Origin of the sequence: Pseudomonas sp. BW7P1 (assembly GCF_024981055.1) — a bacterium.
Classification (GTDB): Bacteria; Pseudomonadota; Gammaproteobacteria; order Pseudomonadales; family Pseudomonadaceae; genus Aquipseudomonas; species Aquipseudomonas bananamidigenes.
The window spans coordinates 1,835,215-1,849,980 of sequence record NZ_CP103374.1 but is presented as its reverse complement, the minus strand read 5'-3'; the positions used below and the strand labels follow the sequence as shown (position 1 = coordinate 1,849,980).

Annotated in this window: 16 protein-coding genes; 8 read left to right on the top strand and 8 right to left on the bottom strand. The window is 59.1% G+C overall.

Going from position 1 to position 14,766, the window contains the following annotated elements; translation table 11 throughout:
- Positions 1–8: 8 nt before the first annotated feature.
- From NWV16_RS08365 to NWV16_RS08345, 5 genes are all read right to left on the bottom strand, one after another.
- Positions 9–1,097: a flagellar basal body P-ring protein FlgI gene (locus tag NWV16_RS08365; RefSeq protein WP_260523496.1), complete on the bottom strand. Its 1,089-nt coding sequence runs from the start codon at positions 1,095–1,097 to the stop codon at positions 9–11.
- A 27-nt stretch (positions 1,098–1,124) separates the two neighbouring features.
- Positions 1,125–1,820, bottom strand: a complete 696-nt coding sequence (flgH, locus tag NWV16_RS08360) for a flagellar basal body L-ring protein FlgH (protein ID WP_065260803.1) — start codon at positions 1,818–1,820, stop codon at positions 1,125–1,127.
- A gap of 53 nt (positions 1,821–1,873) precedes the next feature.
- Positions 1,874–2,659, bottom strand: a complete 786-nt coding sequence (gene flgG, locus NWV16_RS08355) for a flagellar basal-body rod protein FlgG (RefSeq protein WP_011333017.1) — start codon at positions 2,657–2,659, stop codon at positions 1,874–1,876.
- Between the two features lie 45 nt (positions 2,660–2,704).
- Positions 2,705–3,445 carry a flagellar basal body rod protein FlgF gene (locus NWV16_RS08350; protein WP_065260804.1) on the bottom strand — a complete coding sequence of 247 codons (741 nt, stop codon included), beginning with the start codon at positions 3,443–3,445 and terminating at the stop codon, positions 2,705–2,707.
- A 185-nt stretch (positions 3,446–3,630) separates the two neighbouring features.
- Positions 3,631–5,211, bottom strand: coding sequence for a sigma-54-dependent transcriptional regulator (locus NWV16_RS08345; RefSeq protein ID WP_260522670.1), 1,581 nt, complete (start codon positions 5,209–5,211; stop codon positions 3,631–3,633).
- A gap of 225 nt (positions 5,212–5,436) precedes the next feature.
- On the opposite strand from NWV16_RS08345, the gene phhA reads away from it, so the two are divergent.
- From phhA to NWV16_RS08315, 6 genes are all read left to right on the top strand, one after another.
- Entirely contained in the window at positions 5,437–6,273 is an 837-nt protein-coding gene (gene phhA / locus NWV16_RS08340; protein WP_082302448.1) for a phenylalanine 4-monooxygenase, read from the top strand.
- Positions 6,274–6,383: 110 nt separating this feature from the next.
- On the top strand, positions 6,384–6,740 hold the full coding sequence (locus NWV16_RS08335) for a 4a-hydroxytetrahydrobiopterin dehydratase (protein WP_003222798.1): 357 nt from the start codon (positions 6,384–6,386) through the stop codon (positions 6,738–6,740).
- Positions 6,740–7,933: an amino acid aminotransferase gene (locus NWV16_RS08330; protein WP_260522669.1), complete on the top strand. Its 1,194-nt coding sequence runs from the start codon at positions 6,740–6,742 to the stop codon at positions 7,931–7,933. Before NWV16_RS08335 ends, NWV16_RS08330 begins: the two co-directional genes overlap by 1 nt.
- A 289-nt stretch (positions 7,934–8,222) precedes the next feature.
- On the top strand, positions 8,223–8,354 hold the full coding sequence (locus tag NWV16_RS08325) for a hypothetical protein (protein WP_260522668.1): 132 nt from the start codon (positions 8,223–8,225) through the stop codon (positions 8,352–8,354).
- Positions 8,355–8,427: 73 nt separating this feature from the next.
- Positions 8,428–8,610, top strand: coding sequence for a hypothetical protein (locus NWV16_RS08320; protein ID WP_260522667.1), 183 nt, complete (start codon positions 8,428–8,430; stop codon positions 8,608–8,610).
- Between the two features lie 96 nt (positions 8,611–8,706).
- Positions 8,707–9,894 carry an MFS transporter gene (locus NWV16_RS08315; protein ID WP_260523495.1) on the top strand — a complete coding sequence of 396 codons (1,188 nt, stop codon included), beginning with the start codon at positions 8,707–8,709 and terminating at the stop codon, positions 9,892–9,894.
- Here NWV16_RS08315 and arfB read toward each other — a convergent pair.
- Positions 9,891–10,304: an alternative ribosome rescue aminoacyl-tRNA hydrolase ArfB gene (gene arfB / locus NWV16_RS08310; RefSeq protein WP_260522666.1), complete on the bottom strand. Its 414-nt coding sequence runs from the start codon at positions 10,302–10,304 to the stop codon at positions 9,891–9,893. The genes NWV16_RS08315 and arfB overlap by 4 nt on opposite strands.
- A gap of 262 nt (positions 10,305–10,566) precedes the next feature.
- Between arfB and queC the strand changes: the two genes are divergently transcribed.
- Positions 10,567–11,265, top strand: coding sequence for a 7-cyano-7-deazaguanine synthase QueC (gene queC / locus NWV16_RS08305; protein ID WP_260522665.1), 699 nt, complete (start codon positions 10,567–10,569; stop codon positions 11,263–11,265).
- Between the two features lie 72 nt (positions 11,266–11,337).
- On the opposite strand, the gene NWV16_RS08300 is transcribed toward queC, so the two are convergent.
- Both NWV16_RS08300 and NWV16_RS08295 read right to left on the bottom strand, forming a co-directional pair.
- Complete coding sequence (locus NWV16_RS08300; RefSeq protein WP_260522664.1) at positions 11,338–12,216, bottom strand: queuosine precursor transporter; 879 nt, start codon at positions 12,214–12,216, stop codon at positions 11,338–11,340.
- A complete protein-coding gene (locus NWV16_RS08295; RefSeq protein WP_260522663.1) occupies positions 12,206–12,805 on the bottom strand; it encodes a helix-turn-helix transcriptional regulator in 600 nt (199 codons plus the stop codon). Before NWV16_RS08295 ends, NWV16_RS08300 begins: the two co-directional genes overlap by 11 nt.
- Positions 12,806–13,338: 533 nt before the next feature.
- Here NWV16_RS08295 and glyA point away from each other — a divergent pair.
- Positions 13,339–14,688 carry a serine hydroxymethyltransferase gene (gene glyA, locus NWV16_RS08290; protein ID WP_260522662.1) on the top strand — a complete coding sequence of 450 codons (1,350 nt, stop codon included), beginning with the start codon at positions 13,339–13,341 and terminating at the stop codon, positions 14,686–14,688.
- Positions 14,689–14,766 lie beyond the last annotated feature (78 nt).

Here is a 14,766-nt window from a genome sequence, read left to right as displayed (position 1 = left end):
CGGCGTCCTCAGATCACGATCAGGTCGGCTTGCAACGCGCCGGCCTGCTTCAGTGCTTCGAGAATGGCCATCAGGTCACCCGGCGCCGCGCCGACCTGGTTCACCGCACGCACGATTTCATCGAGGGTGGTGCCCGGACCGAACTTGAACATCGGCTTGGCTTCCTGCTGAGCATTGACACGCGAGCGCGGCACCACGGCCGTCTGACCATTGGACAGCGGGCCCGGCTGGCTGACGATCGGGTCTTCGGTGATGGTCACGGTCAGGCTGCCGTGGGTCACGGCGGCCGGCGAAACCTTCACGTTCTGGCCGATGACGATGGTGCCGGTACGGGAGTTGATGATGACTTTCGCCACCGCCTGACCCGGGTCGACTTCGAGGTTTTCCAGGATCGACAGATAGTCGACGCGCTGGCTCGGATCGAGCGGCGCGGTGACGCGGATCGAACCGCCATCGATCGCCTGGGCGACGCCTGGGCCAAGCATGTCGTTGATCTTGTCAACGATGCGCTTGGCGGTGGTGAAGTCGGAACGGTTGAGGTTCAGCGTCAGGCTGTTGCCCTGGTTGAAACCACTCGGCACCGAGCGCTCCACCGATGCACCGCCGGGGATGCGACCGGCCGACGGAACGTTGACGGTGATCTTCGAACCGTCACGGCCCTCAGCATCGAAACCGCCGACCACCAGGTTGCCCTGAGCGATGGCGTAGACGTTGCCGTCGATCCCCTTGAGCGGGGTCAGCAGCAGCGTACCGCCGCGCAGGCTCTTGGAGTTACCGATGGAGGAAACCGTGATGTCGACCTGCTGACCCGGTTTGGCGAACGCCGGCAGATCGGCACTGACCGACACCGCCGCGACGTTTTTCAACTGCACGTTGCCCGATCCCGGCGGCACCTTGATGCCGAACTGCGAGAGCATGTTGTTGAAGGTCTGCAGGGTAAACGGGGTTTGCGTGGTCTGGTCGCCGGTGCCGTTAAGCCCGACCACCAGGCCGTAGCCGATCAACTGGTTGGAACGCACGCCGGAAATGCTGGCGATGTCCTTCAACCGTTCGGCTTGTGCATTGAAGGCTGCCGACAGCAACAGCGCAGCCACCATAAAGCTTTTCAGATTCAACGTAGCCACCTAGAAAGGGAACAGCGGGCTGAGGAAGAAACGGTCGAACCAGCCTGGCTGACTCGCATCGGCAAACGAACCGGTGCCCGAGTAGGTGATGCGCGCATCGGCGACCCGGGTCGACGACACCGTGTTGTCGGTAGCGATGTCATCGGCACGCACGAGGCCGGCGATCCGCACCAGCTCGTCGCCGGTGTTGAGGGTCAGCCACTTCTCGCCGCGCACGGCGATGATGCCGTTGGGCAGCACGTCGGCGACGGTCACGGTGATCGAACCGGTCAGGGTGTTGCCCTGGGCCGCCTTGCTGTCACCCTTGGTCGCGCGGTCGCCGCTGTAGCCGACGTCCAGGCTCAGGTCATTGCCGCCCAACGGGTTGTTGGTGGTCCCGCTGCCGCCGAACAGCGAAGTCAGGCCGATGCCGGTCTTGCTGTTCTTGGCCACTTGCGAGTTGGCGTTCTTGCTGGCCTGGGTCTTCTCGTTCAGGGTGATGGTGATGATGTCACCGACCCGGAACGCCTTGCGGTCGCTGTACAGGTTCTGTTCGAAACCGGCCTGATAGATCGAGCCGTTGTTGGCGGCCGCCGGCAACGGCGTACGCGGCAACACCGGGGCGTAGTAAGGGTCATTGGGCTTGGGCGTCGGAGCGACGCAGCCCGCGAGCGAGACGACCCCGCTCAATGCCACAATAGATACAAAGCGCTTCATGACCCTTACCTCACGGTGCTGCAGGCAGCCTCATGGCCGCCTCATAGACTTGATTACAGATTCTGCGTTACGAACGAGAGCATCTGGTCGGCGGTGGAAATCACCTTGGAATTCATCTCGTAGGCACGCTGGGTGGTGATCATGTTGACCATCTCTTCCACGGTGCTGACGTTGGAGGTTTCCAGGGTGTTCTGCAGAGTGGTACCGAAACCGTTCAGGCCCGGAGTACCGACCTGCGGCGCGCCGGAAGCAGCGGTTTCCAGGAACAGGTTGTTGCCCACGGCTTGCAGACCGGCCGGGTTGATGAAGTCGGCGGTCTGCAGGTTGCCGATCACCTGGGCGGCAGGGTTGCCGGCCACGGTGATCGACACGGTGCCGTCACGGCCGACGGTGAAAGTCTGGGCGTTGTTCGGGATGACGATCGCCGGCTCCAGGGCAAAACCGCTGGCGTTGACGATCTGGCCATTGGAATCGAGGTGGAACGTACCGTCACGGGTGTAGGACGTGGTGCCGTCCGGCTGCAGGATCTGGAAGAAACCACGACCGTCGATGGCCATGTCCAGCGGCTGCTCGGTTGTTTGCAGGCTGCCGGCGGTGAAGTTTTTCTGGGTGCCGACGATGCGCACACCAGTACCCACCTGCAGACCCGACGGCAGTTCGCTGTCCTGGGTCGACTGGGCGCCTGGCTGACGCTTGATCTGATACAGCAGGTCCTGGAACTCGGCGCGGTCACGTTTGAAACCCGTGGTCGACACGTTGGCCAGGTTGTTGGAAATGGTGGTCAGGTTGGTGTCCTGGGCGGACAGACCGGTTTTGGCAACCCATAGAGCCGGAAGCATTCGATTCTCCTCGTGCGCCTGTTTTACGGCGCGACGTTCTGATAATTAGCTGATCTGCAAGACCCGAGCCATGGCCTGGTCGTCGTCTTTGGCGGTGTTCATCATCTTGACGTGCAACTCGAACTGCTTGGCCAGGGCCAGCACCGAAGTCATCTCTTCCACGGCATTGACGTTGCTCGACTCCAGGAAACCCGACACCAGCTTGACGTTGGCATCGGCCGGCGCAGGCTGGCCGTCCTTGGTGTAGATCGAACCGTCCAGGCCCTTGTTCATGTTCTTGATGTCCGGGTTGACCAGCTTGATCCGGTCGACTTCGGCCATGACACGCGGGCCTTCGCCCATCGCACGAATACTGATGGTGCCATCCTCACCGACTTCCACCTGCTGCTCCGGCGGAATGGCGATCGGTCCGCCGTTGCCCAGGACCGGCATGCCGTTACCGGCGCGCAGTACGCCAAGGGCGTCGATGTTCAGGCTGCCGGTGCGCACGTAGCTTTCGCCACCGTTGGGGTTCTGCACGGCGATAAAGCCGTTGCCACTGACGGCCACGTCCAGGTCACGCCCGGTCTGAACCAGCGAACCCTGGGTGAAATCGGTGGCGGGCCGCTCGCTCATGGCAAACGCACGCGCCGGAAAGCTGTCACCGAACACCGGCATCGAACGCGCCTGTTCCAGGTCGCGCTGAAAGCCATTGGTGGAGATGTTCGCCAGGTTGTTGGCATGAGCCTTTTGCGCCAGTGCGTTCTGGCTGGCGCCGGTCATTGCCACATAAAGGTACTTGTCCACACTCTTTCCTCTGCATGCCGGACGTTTGCCGCCCACTGCTGTACTGCTGAGCCATAAGCAATTTGCAGACCAACTTTTTTCTGGCGGCCATAAGCCCGATAAACAAAGGACTTGCGGGGTTTCGCGGGATTGAGGGAAATGTATCGAAGACGAAAAACCGGCGGTGTCATGCCGCTTCGCGGCAATCAACCAGACCGGTCGGAATCACTCGACGCGTCTTTGCCGACTTCGTACTCTCGCAACTTGTTGGCAATGGTCGTATGGGAAACCCCAAGCCGCTTGCCCAGTTGCCGACTGCTCGGGTGCTCGGAATACAACCGCTCCAGCACCGCCTTCTCGAAGCGCCCGACAATCTCGTCCAACCCGCCCTCCAGCGAAAAATCGCCAAGCGGCTGACGCACGCCATAGTCCGGCAGGCGGATGTGCTCAGCCTTGACCGTCCCGCCATCGCACAGCGAAACCGCCTGGAACAGCACGTTTTCCAGTTGTCGCACGTTGCCCGGCCAATGGTAATGACTGAGTCGGTCCATGGCCGCCGGCGACAGTTTCGGCAGCGGGCAACCGATCTGCCGGCTGGCCTGATCGAGGAAGTGCTCCACCAGCGGCGTGAGTCCGTCGAGGCACTCGCGCAGCGGCGGGATGTGCAGCGAGAGCACATTCAAGCGATGGTACAGATCCTGGCGAAACTCCCCTCTCGCACACAGTTCCGACAAGTCCACCTGGGTAGCACAGATCACCCGCACATCCAGGTAAACCTCTTCATCGCTGCCTACACGCCGGAAACAGCCGTCCTGCAGGAAACGCAGCAATTTCACCTGCAAGCGCGGACTCATTTCGCCGACACCATCGAGGAACAGCGTGCCGCCCGCCGTCAGCTCCAGCAGCCCGAGCTTGCCTTCGGCACGCGCACCTTCAAAGGCGCCGGGGCCGTAGCCGAACAATTCAGTCTCGGCCATCGACTCCGGCAGCCCCGCGCAGTTGAGCGCCATCAGCGGCGACTGGCCGCGCGGGCTCGCCAGATGACAGGCCCGCGCCAGCAATTCCTTGCCGGTGCCGGTTTCACCCTCGATCAAAAGAGGCGCGTCCAGCGGTGCCATCCGCCGGGCTTCGCGCACCACCGCCGCCATCACTTTCGAGCTCTGGAAAATGCTGTCGAAGCCACGCAACTCCTGTTTGCGCACGTTATAGATGCGTTCGCCGACCCGATCCGCCCGGTGCAGCGTCAGGACCGCGCCGGCCATGGCTTCGCTGTCGTCATGCTCCGATTGCAGCGGCGCGATGTCGGCCAGAAAAATGTCCCCCTTGACCTTGACCCGCATGCCATTGATCCGCGATTTGTTGGCGCGCACCAGCTCCGGCAGATCGAAATCCTCGGCATACCGTGACAGCGGAATCCCCGGCACTTCATCCACCCGCACTCCCAGCAACTGTGCCGCCGCGCGGTTGGCGGCCACGATCGATCCCCCCATGTCGATCGACAGCACCGGAAACTCCAGCGCCCCGAGCAACGCGTTCAGCTCCATGTGCCGGCGCTCGCTGGGCATCAATCCCACTCGTTTCACGCCGAAGACGCCGGCGATGGCTTCGAACTTGGGCCGTAACGCCTGAAACTGCAGATTGATCAGGTTCGGGCAGTGCAGGTAGATCGCATTGCCGTGCTCTCCGCCGACTTCGCCGCGAGCGACGTTGATCCCGTACTCCACCAGCAGATTGAGAATGTCGCGCAGGATGCCGATGCGGTTCTGGCAATGGACTTTGATACGCATATAAAGGCCCGAAACAGGTGGAGGGGGCGGAATTTTCTCGGTCGCCCGCAAGATAGTCGTCAAGATTATGTGACAGACACAGGTCGTTTCAAACCTGCAAATCACCGCAATCACGACTTATCGCACAAGGCGTAACGATAATTTTACGAATCAAGGAGACTTTTCCTACTCGACGGCTCATCAACCTTGCTGCAACACGGCACGCGCTGAGGTATTTCTCAGTCCATGGCAGGACATAACAAGAACGAATTCCCCTCGCAGGAGAGCAGTATGAAGCAGACGCAATACGTGGCCCGCGAGCCCGATGCGCAAGGTTTTATCGACTACCCCGCCGAAGAACATGCGGTGTGGAACACGCTGATCACCCGCCAGATGAAAGTGGTCGAGGGTCGCGCTTGCCAGGAATACCTGGACGGCATCGAAAAACTCGGTCTGCCCCATGACCGCATTCCGCAACTGGGCGAGATCAACAAGGTGCTCGGCGAGACCACAGGATGGCAGGTCGCCCGCGTCCCGGCACTGATCCCTTTCCAGACCTTTTTCGAATTGCTCGCCAGCAAACAGTTTCCGGTGGCCACCTTCATTCGTACCCGTGAAGAGCTGGACTATCTGCAAGAACCGGACATTTTCCACGAGATCTTCGGTCACTGCCCGCTGCTGACCAATCCCTGGTTCGCCGAATTCACCCATACCTACGGCAAGCTTGGTCTGCAAGCCACCAAGGAAGAGCGCGTGTACCTGGCGCGTCTGTACTGGATGACCATCGAGTTCGGTCTTGTCGACACCCCGCAAGGCAAACGCATTTACGGCGGCGGCATTCTGTCCTCGCCGAAAGAAACCGTTTACTCGCTGTCGGACGAACCCGAGCATCAGGCCTTCGATCCGCTGGAAGCCATGCGCACACCGTATCGCATCGATATCCTGCAACCGCTGTACTTTGTTCTGCCGAACCTCAAGCGCCTGTTCGATCTCGCCCACGAAGACATCATGGGCATGGTCAAGCAAGGCATGCAGTTGGGTCTGCACGCACCGAAATTTCCGCCAAAACCAAAAGCCGCCTGAACCGCGACTTTTGCTTACAAGTGAACCTGTCAGTCGTCGCCACTTTGGTTTAGCGTGGCGACATTGACAGCCAATATAAAAAAACACCTCTCGATTTCAGGAAGTACACCATGTCCACTTTGAACCAAGCCCATTGCGAAGCGTGCCGTGCCGATGCTCCACAGGTCAGCGATGAAGAACTGCCGATCCTGATCAAGCAGATCCCTGACTGGAACATCGAAGTGCGCGACAGCATCATGCAGCTGGAAAAAGTCTTCCTGTTCAAGAACTTCAAGCACGCCCTGGCGTTCACCAACGCCGTCGGCGAGATCTCCGAGGCCGAAGGTCACCACCCGGGTCTGCTGACCGAGTGGGGCAAAGTCACCGTGACCTGGTGGAGCCACTCGATCAAAGGCCTGCACCGCAACGACTTCATCATGGCCGCACGCACCGACGAAGTGGCCAAGACTGCAGAAGGACGCAAGTAATGCACTTCGACGCCATCGGCCGGGTGCCCGGCGATCCGATCCTGGGCCTGATGGAGGCCTATGCGCAGGACACCAACCCGCGCAAGTTCGACCTCGGCGTTGGCGTCTACAAGGATGCCCAGGGCCTGACACCGATTCCCGAGGCGGTGAAAATCGCCGAGGCGCGCCTGATCGAAAGCCAGGACACCAAGACTTACATCGGCGGTCACGGCAACCCGCTGTTCGGCAAGCTGATCAATGAGCTGGTGCTCGGTGCCGATTCGGCACTGATCGCCCAGCAACGCGCCGGCGCCACCCAGACCCCGGGCGGCACTGGCGCCCTGCGTCTGGCGGCGGACTTCATCGCCCAGTGCCTGCCGGGCAAGGGCGTCTGGCTGAGCAACCCGACCTGGCCGATTCACGAAACGATTTTCGCGGCAGCCGGCGTCAGGATCAGTCACTACCCGTACGTCGGCAGCGACAACCGTCTCGACGTCGATGCCATGCTGGCCGTGCTCAACGAAGTGCCGAAAGGCGATGTGGTGCTGCTGCATGCGTGCTGCCACAACCCGACCGGGTTCGACCTGAGTCACGACGACTGGCACCGGGTGCTGGACGTAGTGCGTCGCCGCGAATTGCTGCCGCTGATCGACTTTGCCTACCAGGGCTTCGGCGATGGCCTGGAGCAGGATGCGTGGTCGACCCGGCTGTTCGCCGCCGAGTTGCCCGAGCTGCTGATCACCAGCTCCTGCTCAAAGAACTTCGGCCTGTACCGCGACCGTACCGGCGCGCTGATCGTCTGCGCGAAAACCGCCGACAAGCTCATCGACGTCCGCAGCCAACTGGCCCACATCGCCCGCAACCTGTGGTCGACACCACCGGATCACGGCGCGGCCGTCGTCGCCACGATCCTCGCCGACCCGGAGCTGAAACGCCGCTGGGCCGACGAAGTGGAAGCCATGCGTCTGCGCATCGCCCAGTTGCGCAGCGGCCTGGTGGAAGCGCTGGAGCCGCATGGCCTGCGCGAGCGTTTTGCACACATTGGCGTACAGCGCGGGATGTTCTCCTACACCGGTTTGTCGCCGGAACAAGTGAAAGACCTGCGCGAGCATCACAGCGTGTACATGGTCAGCTCGGGCCGGGCCAACGTCGCGGGGATTGATGCGACGCGCCTCGACTTGCTGGCCGAAGCCATCGCCAGCGTCTGCAACTAACTCCCTCCGGGATGCATTCCCACGCTCTGCGTGGGAATGCATCCCGGGACGCTCCGCGTCCCTGCCGAAGCGGACGCGGAGCGTCCATTGAGGTGTTCCCACGCGGAGCATGGGAACAATCAAGCAAATTTGCCCTGCGTCACCCTGCCGCACTTGTCTAGACAATTCCGCCCGTCGCAACAAACAGAATTAAAAATCTGATTGTCATTTTTACTGCTGTATCCTTCGCAGGCTTTCTGAAAGCGCGGATCTACCAGATCTATCAACAGACTTAGCGAGGAGCGCAACCATGCACGAGATTCCCAATCTCCCCTTCCCGAGCCTGCACGTACCTGAGCAGACGACCACGCAACCAGCCGGCGCCCAACAGGCCGAGCCGAAAGAAGCCGCTGAAAGCCGTCCGGCCGACAGCGAAGAGTAAGTAACACCCGCCGTACAGACCGTGTGGAAAGCGCTAACATGCGCTTTCCACACTGCCTGAAACCGAGCCCGCCATGACCGACGAATCCTTCAACGAACAACAGGCTGAAATCCTCATCGGCACCACCGAGAAGATGATCGAGATCTGGAGCCGCCTCTCACCCGAAAAACAGGCCGCCCTGCTCGCCCGTTTCGGCAGCGAAGAAAATGCCCTCGCGGCCCTGGTCACCACGCAACTGGTCGTCCCGGCCAAATAGTTTTACTTTTCCCCGCCGCAGACGCCTCCACATCGGTATCATGAGCAGCCTATCTATTCTGCTCTTCCCGTGGATCGTTACCCCATGTCGTCCCCTATGCCAGAACCCCGGCGCCCCTTGGCGGTCACGCTGCAAGTCGTTTCCATCGTCCTCTTCACTTTCATCGGCTACCTGAATATCGGCATTCCACTCGCCGTATTGCCCGGGTATGTCCATAGCGACCTGGGCTTCGGTGCGGTCATCGCCGGGCTGGTGATCAGCGTGCAATACCTCGCCACCCTGCTCAGCCGTCCTTATGCCGGCAGGATCATCGACAATCAGGGCAGCAAACGTGCGGTGATGATTGGCTTGGCAGGCTGTGGCTTGAGCGGCGTGTTCATGCTGATTTCGGCCTGGACGCCTGACCTGCCGTTGCTCAGCCTGATCAGCCTGTTCATCGGGCGCCTGGTGCTGGGCAGCGCCGAAAGCCTGGTCGGCTCCGGGTCGATCGGATGGGGGATCGGTCGTGTCGGCGCGTCCAACACGGCCAAAGTCATTTCATGGAACGGCATCGCCAGTTACGGTGCCCTGGCGGTCGGGGCACCACTGGGGGTGTGGCTGGTCAGCCATTTCGGTCTGTGGAGCATGGGCGTCAGCATTCTGCTGCTGGCCACCCTGGGCCTGCTGCTGGCCTGGCCAAAAACCGCCGCGCCGATCGTCGCCGGCGAGCGCTTGCCGTTCATGCATGTGCTCGGGCGGGTATTTCCCCACGGCTGCGGGCTGGCGCTGGGGTCAATCGGTTTCGGCACCATCGCCACCTTCATCACCCTGTATTACGCCACGCAACACTGGGATAACGCCGTGCTGTGCCTGAGCCTGTTCGGCGCCAGCTTCATCGGTGCGCGCCTGCTGTTCGGCAACCTGATCAATCGCCTCGGTGGCTTTCGCGTCGCGATTGCCTGCCTGTCGGTGGAAACCCTCGGCCTGTTGTTGCTATGGCTGGCGCCCGATGCACACTGGGCATTGGCCGGTGCGGCATTGAGTGGTTTCGGTTTCTCGCTGGTGTTCCCGGCACTGGGTGTGGAAGCGGTGAATCTGGTGCCGGCCTCCAGCCGTGGAGCGGCAGTCGGTGCCTACTCGCTGTTCATCGATCTTTCGCTGGGGATCACCGGGCCGCTGGCCGGGGCGATTGCGGCAGGCTTCGGCTTTGCCTCGATCTTCCTGTTCGCCGCCATTGCTGCGCTGAGCGGCCTGGCGCTGAGCGTCTATCTGTATCGACATACCTCGAAGTATCGCGAAGACTAGAAATCCACCTTGCCCCGCCCGGCCTTGATGCTGCCGCGCCTGGTCTTGGACTCCAGCCGACGCTTCTGTGAGCCCAGCGTCGGCTTGGTCGGGCGGCGCTTCTTTTCGACTCTGGTAGCGCTGAGGATCAGCTCGACGAGACGCTCCAGCGCATCGGCGCGATTCTGTTCCTGAGTACGGTATTGCTGGGCCTTGATGATCAACACGCCGTCGCTGGTGATACGACTGTCGCGCAGCGCCATCAGCCGCTCCTTGTAAAACGCGGGCAAGGACGAGGCGGGAATATCGAAGCGCAGGTGCACGGCGCTGGAGACCTTGTTGACGTTCTGCCCACCGGCCCCTTGGGCACGGATGGCGGTCAGCTCGATCTCGGCATCCGGCAGATGCACGTTATTGGAAATCTTCAGCATTGCATTCTCATTGTGAAAGCTGACTGTCGCCAAGCGGGTCCTGGCGACAGTCAACAGCTCCCGGGTGACGGGGCCTTTCACTATACAGGGCGACTTACAGCTGAAACGACAAAGCGCCAGGAGGGACTATCCGTCCACACCAGGCCAACAAGCCGTGCCATCGAGCACCGCACTCCGTAGAATGTCGTCCCCGCAGAGCAGCCACTTCCTCGATTGTTGCTCGATCCATCGCACTTAACCTTTCAATGCAGGAAGCATAACCATGAGCAACAAAGCGGTCATCGTATTCAGTGGCGGACAGGACTCGACAACCTGCCTGATCCATGCCCTGACCCGCTACGATGAAATCCATTGCATCACCTTTGACTATGGCCAGCGCCATCGCGCGGAAATCGAAGTTGCACAGCAACTTGCAAAAGAACTTGGCGTGACCGTGCACAAGACCATGGACGTCTCCCTGCTGAACGAACTGGCGATCAGCAGCCTGACACGCGACAACATTCCAGTACCGACCATGAACAGTTCGGGCGACAGTCTGCCCAGCACCTTTGTACCGGGCAGGAATATTCTCTTCCTGACCCTGGCCTCGATCTATGCGTATCAGGTGCAGGCAAAAACCGTCATTACCGGTGTTTGCGAAACAGACTTCTCCGGTTATCCGGACTGCCGGGATGATTTTGTCAAAGCGCTGAACAAAGCCCTTGAACTCGGCATGGACTACAAGTTGACCCTGGAAACGCCGTTGATGTGGCTGAACAAGGCGGAAACCTGGGCCCTGGCCGATTACCATCAAAAACTGGAGTTCATCCGCGACCGGACCTTGACCTGCTACAACGGCATTACCGGCAGCGGCTGCGGCACTTGCGACGCCTGTAATCTTCGTGCCAAAGGGCTCGCCGAATTCCTGAACGACAAGGATCAGGTCGCGCGCAAGCTGAAAGAAAAACTTGAGCTGAACTGAATATCCGATAGTACAGCGACAGACGCTCACCGGACATGACAGCCATCACGTCCCGGTGAGCGACGACAGTTATTACTGTGCCTGGCTTCCAGTCAAATACTTCTTGAACAATGATCTTGCCCCGTAAGCCGGCAAGACATTAAAGAAAGCAAAACCCACCTTTATCGCAATCTGAACATAGATCATGTTCAATATCGCGCTGGTCTCCATCGCGCCATAGAACGCGATAAAGCAGAAAAGAAAACTGTCGATAATCACCGCAAACAACGTACTTAAAAACACGCGCAAAAACAGGAACCTGGAGTTTGTGAGTTCCTTGATTTTGCAGAGTAGATACGAGTTTATGTTTTCGGACACCAGAAATGAAACAGAGGATGCCACCAGAACCGAAGACAGCTGACCAATGACATCATTGTAAGGCCCGTCCAGCTTCCACCCTGGCAAACCGGGCAGATGAGTCGTGATGGCCAGCAGAATGATGATGGCGGCGTTGCTGATGAACGCAAAGAGAATGGCTTTGCGCGCGAGTCTGAGACCGAACGTTTCATTCAACAGATCGACGATCAGAAATGTCAGCGGATACAGAAACGTCCCCGGCGTCACGATGATATCGAAAAACGCCAGATAGATAGGCTTGGTCGCGGCGATGCTGGTAAAGATATACAGGGTAAACAACATGAGGTTCAGAATGATGTAAATCATCCATGAACTTTCATGACGATCATTCAACTCATAGGCTGTCAGCGCCCCGCCCTGAGAATAGAACTTCTTGTACAGATTCTTTATTTCCAGCTTGTTCAGATTATCCATAATCTCACTATTCAAAACTTCACTCAGCTTTATCTTTATTATCTTGCCTGTAGCAATCACCATGATGACTGCCAGGCTTTTTTCGTTCTCAAATCCCAATAGCTTGTACTTGCTGTTTTCCATTCCAACACTACAACCCATTAAATCGTTCCTCGATGATATCCCCGACAACACGAATGCGATCCGTGGAGACGCCGATCTCCCTGGTAATCGCCAGCCTTTTCGTGACCTTGTCATACACCAGCTTTTCCCTGCCGCTGCTCGAGGAGCCTTTCTGAACGATCAATAGATCGCCCGGCTCATTCAGCCCACTGATCTCGTTTTCCAACAGCACACCGATCAAATTGAAGGAGGTGCCGAAGTAATAGGTCAATGGATGAATCGTGGCCAATTCGCCAATCCTCTTGTCCAGATTCTGGATCAGCAGACTCTCTTTCAGGACAGGCACCGCCGCCGGGTTCATGTTCCCCTGCGGCGAAATACTGCTTTCTATTATTTCCTTCTCTTCAAAATCGATCGTTTCTATTTCTTCATAAGAAACGCCAAAGAAGTCGGAAATCTTGCGAACCGTGGACTGTTGAACATTGACCACTTTCCCCTCAAGGATGTTATAGATGGTTGTTCTGGTCAGGCCACTGGAGTTGCACAAGGACAACTGTGTCTCCCCACGGCTTTTTATCAGGTATTTGATGTTGTTTTTCAGATTCTCCGATCTTTCTCGTCTGTGCATGAATTGCCTGCTGCCCATTGGTAACTGTAAAGACATCACACCCTGAATAATTACCCAGGCGGATGACTACAACTGCATCCCTGTCAAAATCGCGAGCGATCATAGCATCCTCCATCCGGGATTAACTGAACCCTCGATGGCTCGCTCAACCTTGTCGTCTCACCCGGCAATCTGAACTGACTTGTCCGTTCCCTTCACCTTTCGCTTCATCGAAGAAAAGCAGCGACAAGCTCTCAGCTTTTACACCCTCCCCCGACAAAAAGAATCATTTTCTTTGAAGAATGTTCATTTTTTTGATTAATTCTTCTAGCGTTCCCAAGCAAAAAAACTATGATGCTTCGGGCAGTCTCGCCCCAATGATCCACAGGGGAAAAGACACTGACTGTCTGTACGGAGGTTGGTTTTGTGCGCAGCGGCGCCGGAAAACGGATCCGCCTGCACCGGTTTGGCAATACAGGGATGTCGCCACAGGCAAAACGGGAAAGTCGCGCGGTTGCTGGCTGCGCGCAACACACAGGGAAGGAATACAGACAATGCCGGTCAATACTCAACAGCTTACGACCCAGGCCGACTTGCTGCGGCGCGGCCTGGCAGACCTGCGAGCGCAAGACGCCGAACTCGCGCAGATTCTCGACGCCGAAGTCACGCGCCAGCACCAGACCTTGTCACTGGTCTCTTCCGCCTGCGCTGCGAACCCACGCACCCTGGCAGCCTCCGCGTCGGCACTGGTCAATGTGACGGCCGAAGGGACACCCGGCAGACGCTATAACGCCGGATGCGAAAACGTCACCCTGGTCGAGTCGCTGGCCATCCGCAGAGCCCGGGAGCTGTTTGGCGCTCAGTACGCCAACGTGCAATCACACTCGGCATCGAACGCCAATTACCAGGTGCTCACCGGCCTGCTCGAACCTGGCGACACCCTGCTGGGAATGGCCGTCGAACATGGCGGCCACCTGACTCATGGCAGCACTGCGGCATTCTCGAGCGACCATTACAAGGCGATCCGCTACGGTACGACCGCCGAGGGCCTGATCGATTACAACGAGGTACGCACACTGGCTCTCGCCCACCGCCCGCGCATCATCATGTGTTGTGCGAGTGCCTACTCGCGGGTGGTGGATTTCGAGCGGTTCCGCGAAATTGCCGACGAGGCCGGCTCCATCCTGCTCGCCGACATTTCACATATCGCCGGTCTGGTTGCCACCGGGCGCCATCCAAGCCCGATCGACGTAGCGCACGTCACCACTACCTGCACACACAAGCAACTCATGGGCCCCCGCGGCGGCCTGATCCTTTGCGGCCGGGATGCGAATACCAAGGTTCCCGGCCTGAGGACAACCTTCAACCGCGCCCTTGACCAGGCTGTGTTTCCCGGCATGCAAGGTGCGCCGGCCGTCAACATGATCGCGGCCAAGGCGGCGGCACTGGGGCATGCCATGTCGGCAGAGTTCGACGCGTACATGGCGCGGATCCGCAACTCGGCCGATGAACTGGCCACTGCGTTTCAAGCACATGACTATGAAGTGGTGGGCGGACGCAGTGAAAACCATACGGTTCTGCTCCGGTTGCGCAGCGGCATCACCGGTTCCATTGCAGAATCGGCGCTGGAACAATGCGGAATCATCGTGAACAGGCACCGCGTCCCTGGCGAGCTTCGGTCATCCTCCGTGACCAGCGGATTGCGCATCGGCACCGGCTCCATTGCCCAACGCCACATCGACCGGAGAGGATGCCGGCAGATTGTCGACCTGATGTGCCGGATCCTCGACAAGGTGACACCGCTGGGTGAGCGGGACTACGCACTGGAGCCTGCCGCGAAGGAACAATTCCGCTTGCAGACCGAAGCGTTGTGCACGCTCTATCCCATTGCCGATTACGCGTAACGCGCAGAATTCTCACCCCGGAAACAAAAGGCATTCGGGATCACTTGCAGAATCCGCGAAAACAAAAAACCCGGCGCC